Annotated in this window: 19 protein-coding genes and 1 other RNA gene; 7 read left to right on the top strand and 13 right to left on the bottom strand. The window is 67.7% G+C overall.

Going from position 1 to position 15,889, the window contains the following annotated elements; genetic code table 11:
- Window positions 1-55 precede the first annotated feature (55 nt).
- The 3 genes from ACFXOO_RS05010 to ACFXOO_RS05000 all read left to right on the top strand — a co-directional run bounded on the left by ACFXOO_RS05010 (window position 56) and on the right by ACFXOO_RS05000 (window position 1,572).
- Window positions 56-583: a TetR/AcrR family transcriptional regulator gene (locus ACFXOO_RS05010; protein ID WP_378838863.1), complete on the top strand. Its 528-nt coding sequence runs from the start codon at window positions 56-58 to the stop codon at window positions 581-583.
- A complete protein-coding gene (locus ACFXOO_RS05005) occupies window positions 580-1,245 on the top strand; it encodes a GAP family protein (protein WP_378838861.1) in 666 nt (221 codons plus the stop codon). The genes ACFXOO_RS05010 and ACFXOO_RS05005 overlap by 4 nt, the downstream gene beginning before the upstream one ends.
- Window positions 1,246-1,404: 159 nt before the next feature.
- Entirely contained in the window at window positions 1,405-1,572 is a 168-nt protein-coding gene (locus ACFXOO_RS05000) for a hypothetical protein (RefSeq protein WP_378838858.1), read from the top strand.
- Between the two features lie 97 nt (window positions 1,573-1,669).
- Here the strand turns inward: ACFXOO_RS05000 and ACFXOO_RS04995 are convergent, their stop codons facing one another.
- The 5 genes from ACFXOO_RS04995 to ssrA all read right to left on the bottom strand — a co-directional run bounded on the left by ACFXOO_RS04995 (window position 1,670) and on the right by ssrA (window position 5,260).
- Complete coding sequence (locus ACFXOO_RS04995; protein ID WP_378838856.1) at window positions 1,670-2,923, bottom strand: RNA polymerase sigma factor; 1,254 nt, start codon at window positions 2,921-2,923, stop codon at window positions 1,670-1,672.
- A gap of 13 nt (window positions 2,924-2,936) precedes the next feature.
- Window positions 2,937-3,284, bottom strand: a complete 348-nt coding sequence (locus ACFXOO_RS04990; RefSeq protein WP_394562930.1) for a YciI family protein — start codon at window positions 3,282-3,284, stop codon at window positions 2,937-2,939.
- A 391-nt stretch (window positions 3,285-3,675) separates the two neighbouring features.
- The gene (locus ACFXOO_RS04985; RefSeq protein WP_394562929.1) at window positions 3,676-3,870 is read right to left on the bottom strand and encodes a hypothetical protein; all 195 of its coding nucleotides are present in this window, start codon (window positions 3,868-3,870) and stop codon (window positions 3,676-3,678) included.
- 99 nt (window positions 3,871-3,969) lie between these two features.
- Window positions 3,970-4,269, bottom strand: coding sequence for a hypothetical protein (locus tag ACFXOO_RS04980; RefSeq protein WP_394562928.1), 300 nt, complete (start codon window positions 4,267-4,269; stop codon window positions 3,970-3,972).
- A 620-nt stretch (window positions 4,270-4,889) separates the two neighbouring features.
- Window positions 4,890-5,260, bottom strand: a transfer-messenger RNA (tmRNA) gene (ssrA, locus tag ACFXOO_RS04975).
- A gap of 138 nt (window positions 5,261-5,398) precedes the next feature.
- Between ssrA and ACFXOO_RS04970 the strand changes: the two genes are divergently transcribed.
- The gene (locus ACFXOO_RS04970; RefSeq protein WP_394562927.1) at window positions 5,399-6,019 is read left to right on the top strand and encodes a hypothetical protein; all 621 of its coding nucleotides are present in this window, start codon (window positions 5,399-5,401) and stop codon (window positions 6,017-6,019) included.
- Here the strand turns inward: ACFXOO_RS04970 and ACFXOO_RS04965 are convergent.
- The 4 genes from ACFXOO_RS04965 to ACFXOO_RS04950 form a co-directional block, all read right to left on the bottom strand.
- Window positions 6,016-6,789, bottom strand: a complete 774-nt coding sequence (locus ACFXOO_RS04965; protein ID WP_394562926.1) for an anti-sigma factor — start codon at window positions 6,787-6,789, stop codon at window positions 6,016-6,018. The two genes, ACFXOO_RS04970 and ACFXOO_RS04965, sit on opposite strands and share 4 nt — an antisense overlap.
- Window positions 6,776-7,339, bottom strand: coding sequence for an RNA polymerase sigma factor (locus tag ACFXOO_RS04960; RefSeq protein ID WP_378851323.1), 564 nt, complete (start codon window positions 7,337-7,339; stop codon window positions 6,776-6,778). Before ACFXOO_RS04960 ends, ACFXOO_RS04965 begins: the two co-directional genes overlap by 14 nt.
- A 14-nt stretch (window positions 7,340-7,353) precedes the next feature.
- Window positions 7,354-7,992 (bottom strand): sortase domain-bontaining protein, encoded by a 639-nt coding sequence (locus ACFXOO_RS04955; protein ID WP_394562925.1) that lies wholly within the window; start codon window positions 7,990-7,992, stop codon window positions 7,354-7,356.
- Window positions 7,993-8,099: 107 nt separating this feature from the next.
- Complete coding sequence (locus tag ACFXOO_RS04950; protein WP_394562924.1) at window positions 8,100-8,924, bottom strand: DUF4397 domain-containing protein; 825 nt, start codon at window positions 8,922-8,924, stop codon at window positions 8,100-8,102.
- Window positions 8,925-9,037: 113 nt separating this feature from the next.
- Between ACFXOO_RS04950 and ACFXOO_RS04945 the strand changes: the two genes are divergently transcribed.
- The 3 genes from ACFXOO_RS04945 to ACFXOO_RS04935 are packed head-to-tail and all read left to right on the top strand — an operon-like array spanning window position 9,038 to window position 12,549.
- Window positions 9,038-9,709, top strand: a complete 672-nt coding sequence (locus ACFXOO_RS04945) for an SIMPL domain-containing protein (protein WP_394562923.1) — start codon at window positions 9,038-9,040, stop codon at window positions 9,707-9,709.
- Window positions 9,710-9,714: 5 nt separating this feature from the next.
- Window positions 9,715-11,046 (top strand): M20/M25/M40 family metallo-hydrolase, encoded by a 1,332-nt coding sequence (locus ACFXOO_RS04940; protein ID WP_394562922.1) that lies wholly within the window; start codon window positions 9,715-9,717, stop codon window positions 11,044-11,046.
- 45 nt (window positions 11,047-11,091) lie between these two features.
- Window positions 11,092-12,549: an MFS transporter gene (locus ACFXOO_RS04935; protein WP_394562921.1), complete on the top strand. Its 1,458-nt coding sequence runs from the start codon at window positions 11,092-11,094 to the stop codon at window positions 12,547-12,549.
- A 53-nt stretch (window positions 12,550-12,602) separates the two neighbouring features.
- Here ACFXOO_RS04935 and smpB read toward each other — a convergent pair whose 3' ends face one another.
- The 4 genes from smpB to ACFXOO_RS04915 all read right to left on the bottom strand — a co-directional run bounded on the left by smpB (window position 12,603) and on the right by ACFXOO_RS04915 (window position 15,883).
- A complete protein-coding gene (smpB, locus tag ACFXOO_RS04930) occupies window positions 12,603-13,079 on the bottom strand; it encodes an SsrA-binding protein SmpB (protein WP_378838828.1) in 477 nt (158 codons plus the stop codon).
- 76 nt (window positions 13,080-13,155) lie between these two features.
- The gene (gene ftsX / locus ACFXOO_RS04925) at window positions 13,156-14,070 is read right to left on the bottom strand and encodes a permease-like cell division protein FtsX (RefSeq protein WP_394562920.1); all 915 of its coding nucleotides are present in this window, start codon (window positions 14,068-14,070) and stop codon (window positions 13,156-13,158) included.
- Window positions 14,067-15,263: a cell division ATP-binding protein FtsE gene (gene ftsE / locus ACFXOO_RS04920; RefSeq protein WP_394562919.1), complete on the bottom strand. Its 1,197-nt coding sequence runs from the start codon at window positions 15,261-15,263 to the stop codon at window positions 14,067-14,069. The genes ftsX and ftsE overlap by 4 nt, the downstream gene beginning before the upstream one ends.
- Window positions 15,264-15,370: 107 nt before the next feature.
- Window positions 15,371-15,883, bottom strand: coding sequence for an AAA family ATPase (locus ACFXOO_RS04915; protein WP_394562918.1), 513 nt, complete (start codon window positions 15,881-15,883; stop codon window positions 15,371-15,373).
- Window positions 15,884-15,889: the final 6 nt, after the last annotated feature.

Raw genomic sequence — 15,889 nt, 5'->3', positions numbered from 1 at the left:
CTTTGGCCGACCAATCGACCGACCGACCGGTCGGTTTGGTCATAAGATGCATCGTATGAGATCGCACATCCTAGAAACGGCTCGTCGATTGACCCTCGAACACGGCCTGGTGCCGTCCCTGAACGCGGTCGCAGAGGCTGCGAACGTTTCCAAGGGCGGCTTGATGCACCACTTCCCCACGCGTTCGTCCCTCGTCGTGGGTCTTGCTCGGCAAGCTCTCGACGAGGTGGACGTGGCGATGTCGGCGGCCGCGGCGAGGGGTACGGCGGCGAGAACATGGCTGCAGCTGTCCCTGCCCGAAGGCGACGAGCGGGCACTGATGCGGGCCATGGCGTCGAGCTTCCAGCCAACCGACGATGATTTCACCCTGCTGTTGACTGACTCCGCCTCGGCCATCGCGCGGTGGGAGTCGCTCATTGCGGCTGAGGTCGGGGACGCGACCCAAGCTCACGTGATCCGCCTCATCGGAGACGCGCTCGTCGGCAACGCCCTCGTCGGACTCGACTCGCCCAACGAGGATGTGGAGGAGCTCCTGGGCTTCGTGACGGCCGGGCGCGTCGCGCGCTCGAGTAATGGTCGATGACCGGCGCATTGATCGCGGGGATCGCGGGACTAGCGTTGCTCGATTCGCTGAACCCCGCGACGATCGTCGCGGTGACCCTTGTGCTGATCGCTGCTCCCCGCCGACCCGCGCTCGTCGCCGGTGCCGCCGTGCTGGGGGCGGCCTTGACCGTCTTCGTCGCAGGCGCAGCGTTGTTCCTCACCGCCGGTGCCGCCGCCGGCGCGGTCGACGGGATCGTCGCCGGACTTCGATTCGTGGCCTTCGGCGCAGCCGGAATCGCGCTCATCGTTGCCGGTATCCGGCGACTGCGGGAACGGCCGCGACGGGCCATTGAGCTACCAGCCTGGTTCAGCGCCTGGACGGCCCTGCCCTTCGGGGTGCTCCTCACCGCAGCCGATCTCCCCAACGCCTTCCCCTACTTCATTGCCATCGAACGTCTGGTTGCTACGGAGATACCGATCGGTGCCGGCCTTGCGATCCTGGCCGGTTACACCGTCATCTACTGCCTTCCATGCCTCGTTCTGCTCGCGATCGGCCTCACCAACGGTGCAAGAGTCCGCGAATGGCTGGGGCGGCTCGTCGACAAACTCGGCACGGGGACAGTGAAGAGATCGGTCCCGACCGCCATCGTCCTCGCCCTCCTCGGAGTTGCCGTAGCGTCCGTGCCGTTCTGGCTTCTCTAGCAAGCCCGCCATGGCGGCAATACCGACGCAGTGACCCGCAGGCCCCACGTGCACCAGTCCTCGCGGCGATGGCCTCCAGGAAGACTCGATCATGCGACGGACGGCGTAGCGCACACGTATCGGCATACGCTGTCGATGAAGCCGACCGAAGGATTTGCCGTGTCCCACGAGAACACTCCCGACCACCACATCCCGGCCGCGGATGAGCCGAGCATCCCCGAACTCGAGACTGACGAGACCATTCCGCCGCGGCCGGAGGAGGAAATCGCCGACGTGCTTCGCACCCAGCCCGACCTCGAGGACCACAGCCGGCATCCAGAGGCCTGAGCCGCGCGCCATTCGTCGAGCGGATATGTGACCACGGCTTGGAGCGGTGGCCCTGCGCCCCAGCACGCCAGGGCGGCAGCGACCGCATTCGCCTGCCTCAGCGAGCGACCCGCGCCTCCAGCAGGCGCCGCTCGGCGATGTTCGCTGTGAGTTCTCGGGCGCGCAGGTCTTCGGTCATCGCCTCGTCTCGACGGCCGAGGAGCCGAAGCATCCGCGCGCGTACGGCGTGCCAGAGGTGATACCCCGTGAGAGCGCGTCGGAGCGCATCCACCTCGTCCAGAGCCGCCTGCGGTCCGTCGACCTCGGCGAGTGCCACGGCGCGATTCAGCCGCACGATGGGCGAGCGGTCGTATGTCAGCAGCATGTCGTAGAGCGTGAGCACCTGGAGCCAGTCGGTGTCGTCACCTTCGCGCGTGTCGGAGTGGCATGCGGCGATCGCCGCGTGCAGCTGCCAACGCCCCGGACGTCGTAGCATCGCCGCCTTCTCCAGCACGGCCTGTCCCTCGGCGATCAGTCGGCCATTCCACCGCGCCCGGTCCTGGTCGGCGAGCAGGATGAGCTCTCCATCAACGGAGCGTGCCCCTTCGCGTGCTCGGTGGAACAAGAGCAGTGCGAGCAGTCCCTGCGTCTCCGCCTCGCGCGGCAGTTGGTGTGCGACGACGCGCGCGAGCCAGAGGGCGTCGTCGGCGAGGTCGCGGTCGGCGGCCGCGTCTCCGCCTGCGACCAGGTGGGCCTCGCTGTACATCACGGAGACGACGGTCAGGACGATGTCGAGGCGGGCGGCCCGCTCGGATCCCTCGGGGATCCGCAGAGGGATGCCAGCGGCACCGATCTTCCGTTTGGCGCGCACGATGCGCTGCGCGACCGTCGATTCCGGAGCCAGGGTGGCACGCGCGATCTGCGCGGTGGTGAGGCCGCAGATCGCACGGAGAGTCAGAGCGAGTTGCGCGTCCGGCGAGAGAGCGGGGTGACAGCAGCCGAACAGAAGAGGCAGTCGCTCGTCGAACTCGCCGGTGCGGGCAAGCGGTGCGGCCTCAGCCGGATCAGCGAGAAGTACCAGCTTCTCGCGGTACCGCTTCTCGCGCCGCAGTCGGTCAAGGGCGTTGTGGCGGGCCGCCTGCGTCAGCCATCCTCCGGGATTGGGGGGTACCCCGCGCGTACGCCATTGGCCCACGGCCTCCTCGATCGCCTCGGCGACCGACTCCTCCGCAAGGTCGAGGCTCCCGACCCAACTCGTGAGCGTCGCGACGATCCGCCCGGACTCCTCGCGGATCACCCGCGCGAGAAGGTGATCGGATGCCGCGGCGTGGACCCGCGTCGACTCCGCTGCCGCGGCATCCGATTCGTTCACGGCGCGATGTGGCTCAGCCGACGATCGGGCGGATCTCGACCGAAACGCCGGGCAGTTCCAGCAACGGCCATGTCTTGACGATGGCTATGGCCGCGTCGAGGTCGGGCACATCGATCACCTGGAACCCGCCGATGACCTCCTTCGCTTCGGAGAACGGCCCGTCGACCACGACCGGCCCGTCACCGCCGTGGATGACCGTGGTCGCGGTCGTGACCGGCTGCAGCTCGGCGCCCGCCGGAGTGAGCACCTCGCGGTTCGTGCCGAACCAGTCGTAGGTGCGGCGATAGACCTGCTCGGCCTGCTCGGGCGGCACTGCTGCGTCGAGTTCGGGCGTGGTGGTGAACATGATGACGTACTTCACGGTCGTGTCCTTTCGTCATGGGAACCGTTTCATCCCTATAGCGAACGGGCAAGCCCGAAATCGACACGAACCGTCAACTTTCTGGGATTCTCGCATCGTCCGGGGCGGGGTCCACTCGTGTCACCGGGCACCCTGCAGCGATCCGTCATCGCAGATCTTCTCCATGGAATGCACGCGAATCGTGGGTAGGCTCGCGACGAGTGGCCGCCAGGGGGCAGAAAAAGGGCTCGAGATCCGCGTGATTCCGCGGTTCTCGAGCCCTTCGCAGTGACAGCAGTTTCGCGAAACCCACTTGATGCCAGCGCCGGTGTCGCTCCGCCGTCTCACCGTGCGGGCACCGCAGCCGCGCGAAGCCACCTGCCGTTCAACAATCGACGGCGTCAATTTCTTTTCACCGTTCGTCAAACGGCAGGAGCGACCAGATGGACGGCTCCGCGCCAACCGTCCGGACCAAGATGACGTACTCCGTTTCGGGATGGTCAACGATGAAGCGCTGCGCATCCTCGAGCGACATCGTCTCCGATGGCACCTCGTCGCCATTCTTCTCCGACCAGGCATTCGCGAACTGGACGCGGTATTCCATCACAGGAGCACGGTACGGGAGGCAGCTGTCGCCCTGGCGACGGCGCGTATGAGGGCGTTCCTCATAGGGATCCGCTTGTGCGAGAGTCGGCGTCGGTGAGGATCAAGCGGAAGCACTGCCCGAGAGTGGATGCGCGAGTATCGTCCCCGCGATGATCAGGATGGTGGCGGCCAGCACCCCGAACTCGAGGGGGTGACGTCCGCGCTGGTTGACCGCGGAAATTACAAGATGCACCACTAGGCCGACCGCGAGCAACACCGCCCACGCGAGGAGAGCCCACCCGCCGATGAAGAGCAGACTGAGTCCGGGACCACCCGAACTGGGAACCCCGTACCAGACGGCGTTTGCAATCCAGAGCAGCGCGGCGGCGGCGCTGGCCAATGCGAGGGCAACCCACGACACGACAATGCTCGAGCCCGCTGAGGTCGATCTCGTGGCGCCCACCTTTCGAACGTTAGGGCAGCCGGTGGCGCCGTACAACCACGCCGGAGTGAACAGGTGATGGATGTGCTCAGAACCTTCCGACGAAGCGCTCAGAGAAACCGCGGCGATACCTGACGCACGCCGAGGTCGTTCTTCTCGCGGAGGCTGCAACGACAACGACCCACCGCAGCTTGATCCTCCTTCTCGCCTAGTGCGGTCTCAGGTGGAGTGAAGCGATCGGCATGCACGTGCGGGACATCAACTTCGAGCGAACCCGGATCCAAGTGAATCGCGCGGCCGTGGAAGTCGAGCGTCGCATCGTGGTGGGCGCCCCCAAGAACTGGGAGCGAAGAACTGTCCCGTTCCCGGCCTTCCTCGAACGGTCTCTCGCCGAGCTGTGTCGTGGCAAGGGTCCGGATGACCTCGTCTTCACTGACGCGGACGGACACCACCTGCGTCGAGCAAAGACGAGTGTCGGCGCCAATTGAGCTGTGGGCATATCGTGGGCAAGCTCGCGACGAGTGCCCGCCGGGGGGCAGAAAAAGGGCTCGAGATCCGCGTGATTCCGCGGTTCTCGAGCCCTTTTCCGTGACAGCAGTTCGTGGAGATGGGGGGAATCGAACCCCCGTCCAACGCTGTGTTTCTACGTTTTCTCCGGGCGCAGCCTGTGAAAGCGTTCTGCTCGGCCCCGACCTTTGCCACAGGCATCCAAGTCGACAGGCCCAGTCTGGAAAAAGTCCCGTGTGACGTCCAAGACGCCGTCACACAGCAAGATCCCTAAATGACGCCAGGATCCGTGGCGGGATCGCCCACGGTCTGACGGACTATCGGGCTCGCTTATGCAGCGAGGGCGAAGTCGTTGCGCTTGGTTTCGGCAACTATGGTTTTGCAGAGATCGTTAACGAGATAACCCTGCATCCTCGGCCCGCTTCTCGCAGATTCTCAGGCGATGTCGAAACCGATCATCCCCGTGAACCCTCTGACGAAGGGTGAAACAACTGCTGTCACACTGTGGAGTTCTCACTCGGATGCCGCGGCACCGAGCACATCAGAATACAACGAATCCGCAGCAACCGGAATTCCCTTTTCGCCCCGCTAGCCTGAGGGCATGTCGACGAAGCGTCTCTGGGTGATCGCCGGCGCGGCCGCCGTCCTCTTCGCCGTGGTGGTCGCCCTTGCCATGGTCTTCGTGCCGCGCAGCTCCGAGGTCCCGGCCGCGCCCTCGCCGACCGCGTCTTCGACGGGAGCGACGGCGCCTACGCCCTCGCCGTCGACGACACCGACGCAGACGGCATCTGCCGCGTCTCCCCCGCCGCAGGCGATCACGGCCACGTGCGAGAACACCGCTACGCCGGACTTCCTCGCGCTGATGGCGGGCAACGGGTGGGTCTCGGCCGAGACGCAGGACGCCCAAACGGGAGCACGTCCCTTCGACCGATTCCCCAACGGCAGCCCCGAGCGCACGATCATCTGCCGGTGGGGCGCCGACCCCGGCGCGCCCACCGATAACGTCATCGATCTGGCGTGGTCCCCGATCGATTCGGAAAATGCCGCGGCGGCGATCCAGTCGCTGGTCGACTCCGGCTACCTCCGCACGGACGAGGCGATCGGGGTTCGTCTTTCGGCGCCCCAGGGGGACGACGTGTATCTGTTCACCGGCAATGACGTGCGGTGGGCTCCCGCAGGGGTCGACGTCGGTTACATCACCGCTCCCCCGGGATTCAGCTAGGGGAGCGCCTGTGCCGGCCCGTCGAAGCTGAGCTCACCGCGAACGATCGAGTCACCGGAATGGTTGGGGTCGCCGTCGATGGCCTCCTGCGAGACGTCGACCAGCACATAGTCGCGCAGATCGACGCCCGACGGGATGGAGAACGTGCCCTCATCACCGTCGAGCACTCCGAGGCTGATCAGCGCCGATGCATCCGCGGTGATGAGCCACACCTCGCGGTAGGTGTCGGGGGCGGATGAGGCCGCCAGCGTGACCCGCACGAACTGCTCGCCGTCGCCCTTCTTCTCGACGAGCGCAGACCCCTCCGCACCGGGGTGGTCGGGGAACGGCGTAAGCGCCGCCTCCGCCACGGGCGTCAGCGCTGCCCGCTGCGCGAGCATCCACCCGCCGAGCCCGGCGCCGGCCACGAGGACGAGTGCTGCCGCCAGCATCCACACCGCGCGAGTCCGCCGACGCGCCGTGCGTCGAGAACGAGTGCGCTCCCGCAGGGCGGGAGACGTCTCCGCGAGCACAGCGCCGGCCTCGGCCTCGGACCGCGGGTCGGACGCGCCGAGCTCGAGCTCCTCGGCGATGCGATCCCACACCGCCGAGGCAGGAATCTCGAGCTCGCCGACCGCGAGACTCGCACGTCCGAGATCGACCGCGTGCACGAATTCGGCCAGCGCCCGGGCGCACGCGGGGCACGCTTCCAGATGCTCGGACTCGTCGGCGGAACGCGCAGGCTCCCCCATCGCCAACAGCGCGAGCTCGTCAGGGTCAAGATGCGACATGGGTCACCTCCAATCGGGTGCGCAGACGGGTGAGACTTCGGCGGATGTGGCTCTTCACGGTACCCAGCGGCATGTCCAGGCGCGTCGCGATCTCCTGGTGCGTCAGATCGTCGAAGAACGCCAGCCGCATCACGCGCTGCGCGTCAGGCTCCAGACGATCGAGTTCGCTCGCGACCAGGAGCGTCTCGCCCAGATCGAGCTGGGGCGTCGCCAACAGGTCATCGGGTGAGGTGACGCGTTGAAGCTGTTCGTGCAGGGCGCGGATCCGCGACCGCGCTTCGTGGGTATCGGCGATGCGTCGGCGCGCGATCGCCACGAGCCATGTCGAAAGCCGAGCCTTGCCCGGGTCATAGGAACCGCGTGATGTCCACGCCGACACGAAAGTCTTCTGGGTCACGTCCTCGGCGTCGCCGCGGTCACCGAGTGACCGCAACGCCAGCGTGTAGACCACGGGCGACCAGCGACGGTAGATCTCTTCCAGAGCACGCTCATCACCGCCGCGGAAACGGGCGTTGAGCGCCGCCTCCGCGTCGACGGATGCCGGCTCCATCTGCTCACCACCGTTCACGAGATCGGCCTCGCAACGAGGACCACGTTATCCCGGTAGTGGCCGGTTGATGCGTCGAACTCCCCCCCGCACGTGATGAGCACCAGCGATGGGGCTCCCGTCCGGGCGAAGAGCTGGTCGATCGGCAGCTCGGCCTTCGGGTAGTAGGTGATGCTCTCCACGGCGTAGGTGGTCACCGCGCCGGTCGCGGATGTCACCTCGACGTCGGAGCCCGCCGCGAGATCGCGGAGCGAGGCGAACGGACCGATCGGGTAGTCGGGCGAATCGATGTGCGCGGCGATGACCGTGTTGCCCTGGCCGGAGGACGGCTCCACGCCGTAGCGGTACCAGCCCGCCACCGCGGGGTCGGCCGGGAGTTCCATGGCACCGGTCGTCTCGACGCCGACCGGAATGACGGGTACGTCAGCCGCGATCGCGGGTATCACGACCCGCGTCGGAGGCTGAGCCTCGGTGATCGCACCGGGTGTCGACGAGACGATCGGCACGTCGATCGCCGCTGTCGGCGGCGGCGTCGACGTCGGGCTTGCCGTCGGCGTGGGTGTCGCCGTCTGAACATCGGCGGCGGGCGGTGCCGGCGTCGAGCATCCGGACAGAAGCACGGCCACCAGGGCCAGCGGGAGGGCGAGTCGCTTCACGGAATTCCTTTGGGAACGGCGGGCGCGGCATCCGAGATCGGATGCCGCGGGCAGAGGAGGCCGACTGCGGACCACCCTGGGGGCGGTGGTCCGCAGTCGGGATTCCCTCAGGACTGGGTGCGGCGACGCACCATGAGGACGGCACCCGCGACCAGGGCGAGGGCAGCGACCGTTCCGCCGCCGATCCATACCGAGCGAACGGCGTCATCGCGCTGCGCGGCATAGCCGGCCGTTCCCGACGGCACGCCGCCCGGGTTCGAGTGGCCGACGGTGACCGTCTGGACGGCAAGAGCGAGGTTGCCGTCGGTGGCGCTGCCCCAGGCGTAGAGCACGGTCAGAACGCCGTCCTGGATCGCGACGTCTGCCGGCCCGATCACCGGGTCGGTCGTGCCCGCGAGGGCGACGGAGGCCGACACCGTCGAGACGGGCAGCGCGAGGCTGGCCTCGTTCGGGTTCGAGAGGTCCTCAACCACAGGGGCACCACCCGCGAGGATGTCGACGGCCGGGGCGGCCGCGACGTGGCGCACCGTCAAGCGTCCCTCACCGGCGTTGGTGGCCGCGATGTCGTTCGTGAACAGGTTGAGCGCAGGCGCTCCTGACGCATCGAGGTTGGCGGTGGCGGTGTAGCTCTTGCCGGCAGCGAGCGTGAGGGTTACCGGGCCGAGAACGGGGGCGCTGTCATCCGCCGCGTCGGTCGCCGTCAGTGCGACGGTGTAGTCCCCCGCAGGAAGGTCGAGGGGCCCCGCGAGGTCACCGGGCTGGAAGTCGTCGAGGGTCAGGGCCCCGTTCACGTAGACGTCGACAGGGGTGTTCGGGATGCCGTGGAGCACGGACAGGTCGGCGGTGGTGCTGGATACCGCTTGGGCGGGAACGGCGAGCCCGAAAGCGGCGACGATGCCGACCGCGAGTCCCGCGGTGAGAGTCTTGCGCACGATGTCCTCCTAGATGGGGCGGCTGTTCCGCCCGTCATGGAGTACTTCTCTCAAGCAGGCTCATTTGGATGCAGGCGCATGAAGAAGTTTTTCTCGGCGCGTAGGCTCAGCTCATGAGCGAAGTCATCATCACCGTGCGCGGCGAACACGAGACGCGGGTCGCGCCCGAAGAGGCGGTGGCCACCATCTCGGTGAAGGCGGAAGGGACCGACCGAGGCGCGGTCGTCGAGCGCATCGCCGCACTCGCGGCTCCCCTCCGAGCTGATCTCACTGCCCGCGCGGAGGACGGCACCATCGCAGAATGGTCGAGTCAGCGAGCCACCGTATGGGCGAACCGGCCGTGGAACAACGAGGGGAAGCAGCTCGCACTCGTGCACTATGCGTCGGTCGAGATCTCGGCGACATTCCAGGATTTCGCGGCCCTGTCATGGTGGGTGAGCGACGTCGCCGAGCGCGACGGTGTCCAGGTGGACGGCGTGCAGTGGCGTCTGTCGCGCGCGACCGCCAAGGACACCGAGGCGGATGCTGCGGCCACGGCCGTCCGCGTGGCCGTCGATCGGGCCACGGCCTATGCGAGTGCGATCGGCCTGACCTCGGTCTCCCCCGTGGAGATCGCCGACATCGGGCTGCTCACGCGGCAGGCGCAGGACGGCGGAGCACCAGCGCCCAAGATGATGCGCGCGATGGCGATGTCGTCGATGGACGGCGTCGGTCCCTCGGTGCAGTTCCAGCCTGAAGACATCGTGGTCTCCGCGGGAGTGGAAGCACGGTTCGTCGCGCGGTGACCCCCGTGACGACGCGCCCTGGGATCGCCGACCGGTTGTCTCGGATGATCCAGCTGCCGACGGTGTCGGCGGAACTCGTCGAGCGCGGTGAGCAGCCCTTCGAGGACTTCGTCACCCTGCTCGCCGAGTTGTATCCGCTGACGCATGCGGCGCTCACCCTCGAGCGACACACCGATTTCGGGCTCCTGCTGCACTGGCGAGGGCGACGTGCGGCCGACGACGGTCCCCTGCTCCTGATGGCTCATTACGACGTGGTGCCGGTGGATGAGACCGACGCGTGGACGTACCCACCGTTCGAGGGGAGGATCGCGAACGGTTCGGTCTACGGCCGCGGTGCGCTCGACGACAAGGGCCCGCTCGTCGTCATCATGGAAGCGGTCGAGAACCTCCTTCGCAGCGGGTTCACCCCCGCGCGCGATGTCTACCTGTCCTTCGGCGGCAACGAAGAGACCTACGGCGCCGCCGCCGAGGCGATCGCCGCGGACCTCCGCCGCCGCGGCATCGTGCCCTGGCTCGTCCTCGACGAGGGAGGAGCCGTGGTCGATGCGCCGCTCCCCTTCGTCCCCGGTCGGGCCGCCATGATCGGCGTCGGCGAGAAGGGCGTGCTCACTCTGAGGCTCGCCGCCCGCGGCACCGGCGGGCATGCCTCCGCTCCGCCGTCGATGACGGCCGTGCGGCGAATCGGCAGGGCGGTCGACCGGCTCGACGCGCGCACGTTCCCGGCTCGGACTCCGAGAGCCGTCTCACGGATGCTGCGCCAGTTCGCCGCGCAGAGTTCCGGCCCCGCTCGGCTGCTCCTGCGCCTCCTGGCGGGGGCTCCACCGCTCACCGGACAGGTATTCGCTGCGTTCGGCGGAGAGCCGGCAGCTCTCGTTCGGACGACCGTCGCCGCAACGATGCAGTCCGGGGGGACGGCAGCCAACGTGCTGCCCTCCCAGGCATCGGCCACCCTGAATCTGCGGATCGCGCTGGGCGATGACGTCGCCACCACCGTTCGCCGTGTCCGTCGTCGCGTGCGCGACCGGCTGGTTGAGATCGACGTGCTCGAGGCCAGCGAGCCCTCACCCGAGTCGCGCACCGACACGACGCAGTTCGCGCTCCTCGCCGGTGCCCTCTCCCGGTCATATCCCGGCATCCCCGCCGTGCCCTACGTCATGATGGCCGCCACCGATTCCCGTCACTTCCATCGCTTCTCCCCTGCCGTGTTCCGCTTCGCCCCGCTCGAGATGTCCCGCGCGCAACGCGCCACCATCCACGGTGTCGACGAGAGCGTGGAGATCGCGTCGCTCGAGCGCGGCGAGCGGTTCCATCGAGCCCTGCTGCAACGATTACAGTGAGCGCACCGACATGCCACTAGAACGCTCCGGACGAAAGGTTCCGCGATGACGCGAGGCGCCACTCTGGGAACCCTTGCGGGCGTTGTCGGCTTCCTCGCCTTCGTCGAGTTCACCAGCGGTGTTCTACAGGGGTACTTCACACCCATGTTGACGGACATCGCACGCCATCTCGGCATCCACGACGCCGACGTCAACTGGCTCGAGGGAACACAGCTCATGCTGTCGGCACTCGTCGTTCCCGCCTTCGCCAAGCTCGGCGACATGATCGGCCACAAGCGGATGCTGCTCATCTCGACGGCGATCACCGCCGCGGCATCCCTCGTCCTGCCGTTCACCGACTCGTTTCCGATCTTCCTGGTGGCCTGGGCGCTGCAGGGCTTCTACGTCGTGTGGCTTCCCCTGGAGATCGCTCTGATCTGGTCGCGGTCGCGCAGCATGCCGGGCAGGTCGATGATCACCGCGCGCGCGGCCGGACTTCTGGTCGCCGCGCTCGAGACCGGCGCGATCTCCGGCGCCCTCATCGGGGGTGCTCTCGTGGACGCGCTTCCGCTGACGGTGGTGCTGCTCGTTCCCGCCATCGCAGTCGTCGTCTGCTTCTTCGTCATCCTGTGGGGAGTGCAGGAATCTCCGGAGCCCACCGGCGGACGGCTCGACACGGTCGGCTTGGTGCTCATCTCCGTCGCGCTCATCACATTCACGGGCGGGCTCAGCTTCCTGCGCCTGAACGGCGTCGGCGATGTGCTCGCGTGGAGCCTGGTGGCCCTCGGAGTACTGCTCGTCTGGCCCTTCGCGCGGTGGGAGCTGCGCCACGATGATCCGGTGATCGACGTCCGGATGTTCCGCTCCCCCGCGCTCGGACCGGTGTTCCTCACCGCCGGACTCTTCGGTGTCAGCGTGCTCGGCGCCCAGGCGCCTCTGTCGACCTTCGCCCGCACGGATCCCGACGTGTACGGCTACGGTCTCGGGACGACCGGCTTCCAGACTTCTCTCATCATCGGCGTCTACCTCATCGCGATGATCGCCGGTGCGATCACATTCCCCGCGGTGGCACGTCGTGCGACGCCGCGCATCACGTTGATCGGCGCATCCGTGCTCGTCGGTGCCGGGTTCCTGATGTTCCTGCCGTTCCACGACTCGTATCGCCAGCTGCTCGCGAATATGGTGGTCGTCGGTCTGGGTTCTGGAGCGCTCGTCGCGGCATTGCCCGCCGCTGCGGCATCCGCCGCGCCGCCGACGCAGACGGGCGTCGCAACGGGCCTGACGAACTCGGTGAAGACCGTGGGTGGGGCGATCGCGTCGTGCGTCTTCGGCATCGCGCTGCTGCAGGGGGCAACCGGCGCCTCCGCCGGAGGAACGGCCGGATCTTTCACCGGCTACCTCGTCGTGTGGACGGTGTGCGGAGTGACCGCTCTGGCGGCGGCCGTGCTGCTGCTCTTCGTTCCGAAGCGGGCATTCACCGACCGCTCCATCGAACAGGCGACGGTCCGCGCGTCCGCCGAGTGACGCCCTTCATCGAGTGAGGGACTTCGCGGAGCGGGACGGCGCCGCGGGGGTGGTCAGTCGCCCAGGCGGTTTCGCGAGCGCATCGCGCGTTCGGCTTCGCGCTTGTCCTGCCGCTCACGCAGCGTCTGCCGCTTGTCCCACTCGTGCTTGCCCTTCGCGACGGCGATCTCGACCTTCGCCCGGCCGTCCGAGAAGTAGAGTTTCAACGGAACGAGGGTGTAGCCGCCCGCCGAGACGGCGTGCGAGAGCTTGACGATCTCGTCCTTGTGCAGCAGCAGCTTGCGGACCCGCTTGGACGCGTGGTTCGTCCAGTGGCCTTGCGAGTACTCGGGGATGTGCACGGAGTCGAGGAAGATCTCGCCGCCGTCGATATAGGCGTAGCCGTCAGACAGGTTCGCGCGGCCCTGCCGCAGCGACTTGACCTCGGTGCCGGTGAGCACCATACCGGCCTCGTACGTCTTCTCGATCGTGTACTCGTGCCGGGCACGACGATTGGTCGCGATGACCTTTTCTCCGCGTTCCCGTGGCATGACGTACTCCTGTGCTCGAGCCGTGCGTCCGCACGACAGCCCACCAGCATAGCAAGCGCCGACGGGTGGCGTCCTGTCAGGCTCGCAACCATCGGCGGATGGCGAACCCCGCTGAGAGGGCGGCGAGCACGATGCCGATCCCGATGATGACGGGAATGACCAGCCACGCGTCCTCCACCCGCACCCATGTGGTGACGAAGTCGATCCGCGCGCGCAGATAGTCGTTGACCCCGAAGTGGACGATCGCCAGCACCGCACCACTGGCCAGCACCGAGCCGATGAACGCGGCGAACACGCCCTCGAGGATGAACGGGGTCTGGATGAACCGATTGGAGGCCCCGACCAGGCGCATGATGCCGATCTCTCTCCGACGCGCGTAGGCCGACAGCCGGATCGTGGTCGCGATCAGGAGGACGGCGGCCACGAGCATGAGCACGGCGATGCCGATCGCGATGTATGTGGCGACCGTCAATGCGGAGAACAGCGGTTCGAGGTACTGCAGCTGATCGTTCACCTCTTCGACGCCGGTCATGCCCTGGAACGCCTCGATGATCACGTCGGACTGGGTCTGGTCGACCAGGTTGATGTAGAAGGACTCGTTGAACTGCTCCGGCGTGAGGAATGAGGCGTAATCGTCGGGCAGCAGCGCGAGAGCATTGTCGTAGGCCTCCTGCTGCGTCTCGAACTGGACGCTGCGGATGAGCGGCGCGAGAGCCTCGCCGTCGAGCTTGGCCTGCACCTCCGCCACCTGTTCATCGGTCGCGAGACCCCCCGTGCAGGTCGCCGCCTGCGACAGCGCCGTGCACATCGACACCGACACCTGCGCACGATCGACCCAGTAGTCGCGCATCGTGCCGATCTGCATCTGCATGAGCATCGCCGACCCCACGAATGTGAGTGACACGAACGTCACGAGCACGACCGAGATGACCATCGAGGCATTGCGCCGGAGCCCCGACAGCGCCTCCGACAGGATCAGTCCGATCCTCATGAGGTGGGCCCCACTTCGTCGTCGGGATCGGTCTCACCCAGGCCGAGACGGTCGGCGACGCCCAGATCCGCGAGATCCGCGGCGGGGACGTCGATCGTGGGCAGAGTGAGGGCGGCGGTCTCGGTCGGGGCTGGTGGAACGGGCGCGGTGTGCGCACCGGTGGCCGCGGACGTCTGCGCCGACGCGGGGCCGACGGCACTCAGGGGGCCGTAGGGCGACGCATGAGAAGCGGACGCTTCGGCGGGCGCAGACCACGCGGCGCCGGACGACGCCTCCGCTCGGGCCTGCACCGCAGCGAGTGCGGCGGCCTTGGCCGCGGCATCCGTCGCCTCGGCTTCCTGCACGGTCTCGACCACCACCTCCTCGGCCGCCTCGACGGCCGTGTCGAGCACCGCGGGGTCGACACTCTCGCCCGCATTGACTTCGCGCTGCACCTCGAGGACCGCCGTCAGTGCCGCGATCGCGGCCGCGCCGCGCACGGGCTCGGGAGCCAGACTCGGGATACCGGAGGTGTCGCCGTACCCGCCGTGGCGCTCGTCGCGCATCATGACGCCGTCTTTGAGCTCGATCACACGACGCTGCATCTGGTCGACGAAGCCCGCTTCGTGCGTGGCCATGACGACCGTGGTTCCCGCCGCGTTGATGCGCGAAAGCAGCTGCATGATGTCGACGGACGTGCCGGGGTCGAGGTTTCCGGTCGGCTCGTCCGCGAGGAGGACCTGGGGACGGTTGACGAGCGCACGAGCGATCGCGACGCGCTGCTGCTCCCCGCCGGAGAGCTCGTGCGGGAACCGCTTCTCCTTGCCGTCGAGCCCCACCAACGCCAGCACCTCCGGCACCGCCTGCTTGATGAACCCCTTGGAGGATCCGATCACCTGCAGGGTGAAGGCGACGTTCTGGAACACCGTCTTCGTGGGCAGCAGCCGGAAGTCCTGGAACACCGCACCCACGTGCCGGCGGAAGTAGGGCACCTTTCGGTTCGACAGCGTGCGCAGGTCGCGGCCGAGCACGACGACTCTGCCGTCGCTCGGCGTCTCCTGTCGGAGGATGAGGTGCAGGCAGGAAGACTTCCCCGAGCCGGATGCACCGACGAGGAAGACGAACTCCCCGCGGAGCACTTCGAAGTCGACGGCGCTCAAGGCGGGTCGGGAGGTTCCGCGGTAGCGCTTCGTGACGTTCTCGAACCTGATCATGGCCACTAGAGCCTAAGCGGGGGGCTTCCGCGGCCCCGGTGCGACACCCGGGGTTGGCGGATCGGTCCCGCCGTGGCCCCCTCGCCCACGAGGGGGCCGCCCGACGGTCAGGCGGACCGGTGGATCAGATACCGATCGACCGCAGCCAGCTCGTCGGCGCCGGGCGGCTCGAACAGCGACCACGCACGCTCGAGGTCCTCGCGACCAAGGGGGTGCGCTCCCCGTCGCGCGCCGGTGTTGCGCACCTGCAGTCGTGCCCACAGCGTCTCCAGCTCCACATCGAAGACGTGCAGCTCGATGCGCGCACCCACCTCACGCGCGTCGTGGAACTTCTCGGCGCGCTCCGCGCCCATCCAGAGTCCGTCCTCGAGGATCACATCGACGCCGTGCGCCAGCAGCTGCAGCGCATGACGGTAGAGAGCTGTCTGCAGACGCCCGTGGAAGTCGCCGTCCTCCGCGTCGACGCCGAGGTCCGCCTGCCAATCGTCCGTGCAGAGTCGGATGCCGCGGCCTTCGTTCTCCAGACGACGGGCGAGTGTCGTCTTACCCGCGCCGGGGAGACCGCAGAACAGCGTGAGCGTTGCACGCCGGTCGGTCACCGCTTCCGGAACCGGGGGCATGGCGGC

The organism is Microbacterium sp. P03, assembly GCF_043556235.1.
Classification (GTDB): domain Bacteria; phylum Actinomycetota; class Actinomycetes; order Actinomycetales; family Microbacteriaceae; genus Microbacterium.
This window is presented reverse-complemented; position numbering and strand designations above follow the sequence as displayed.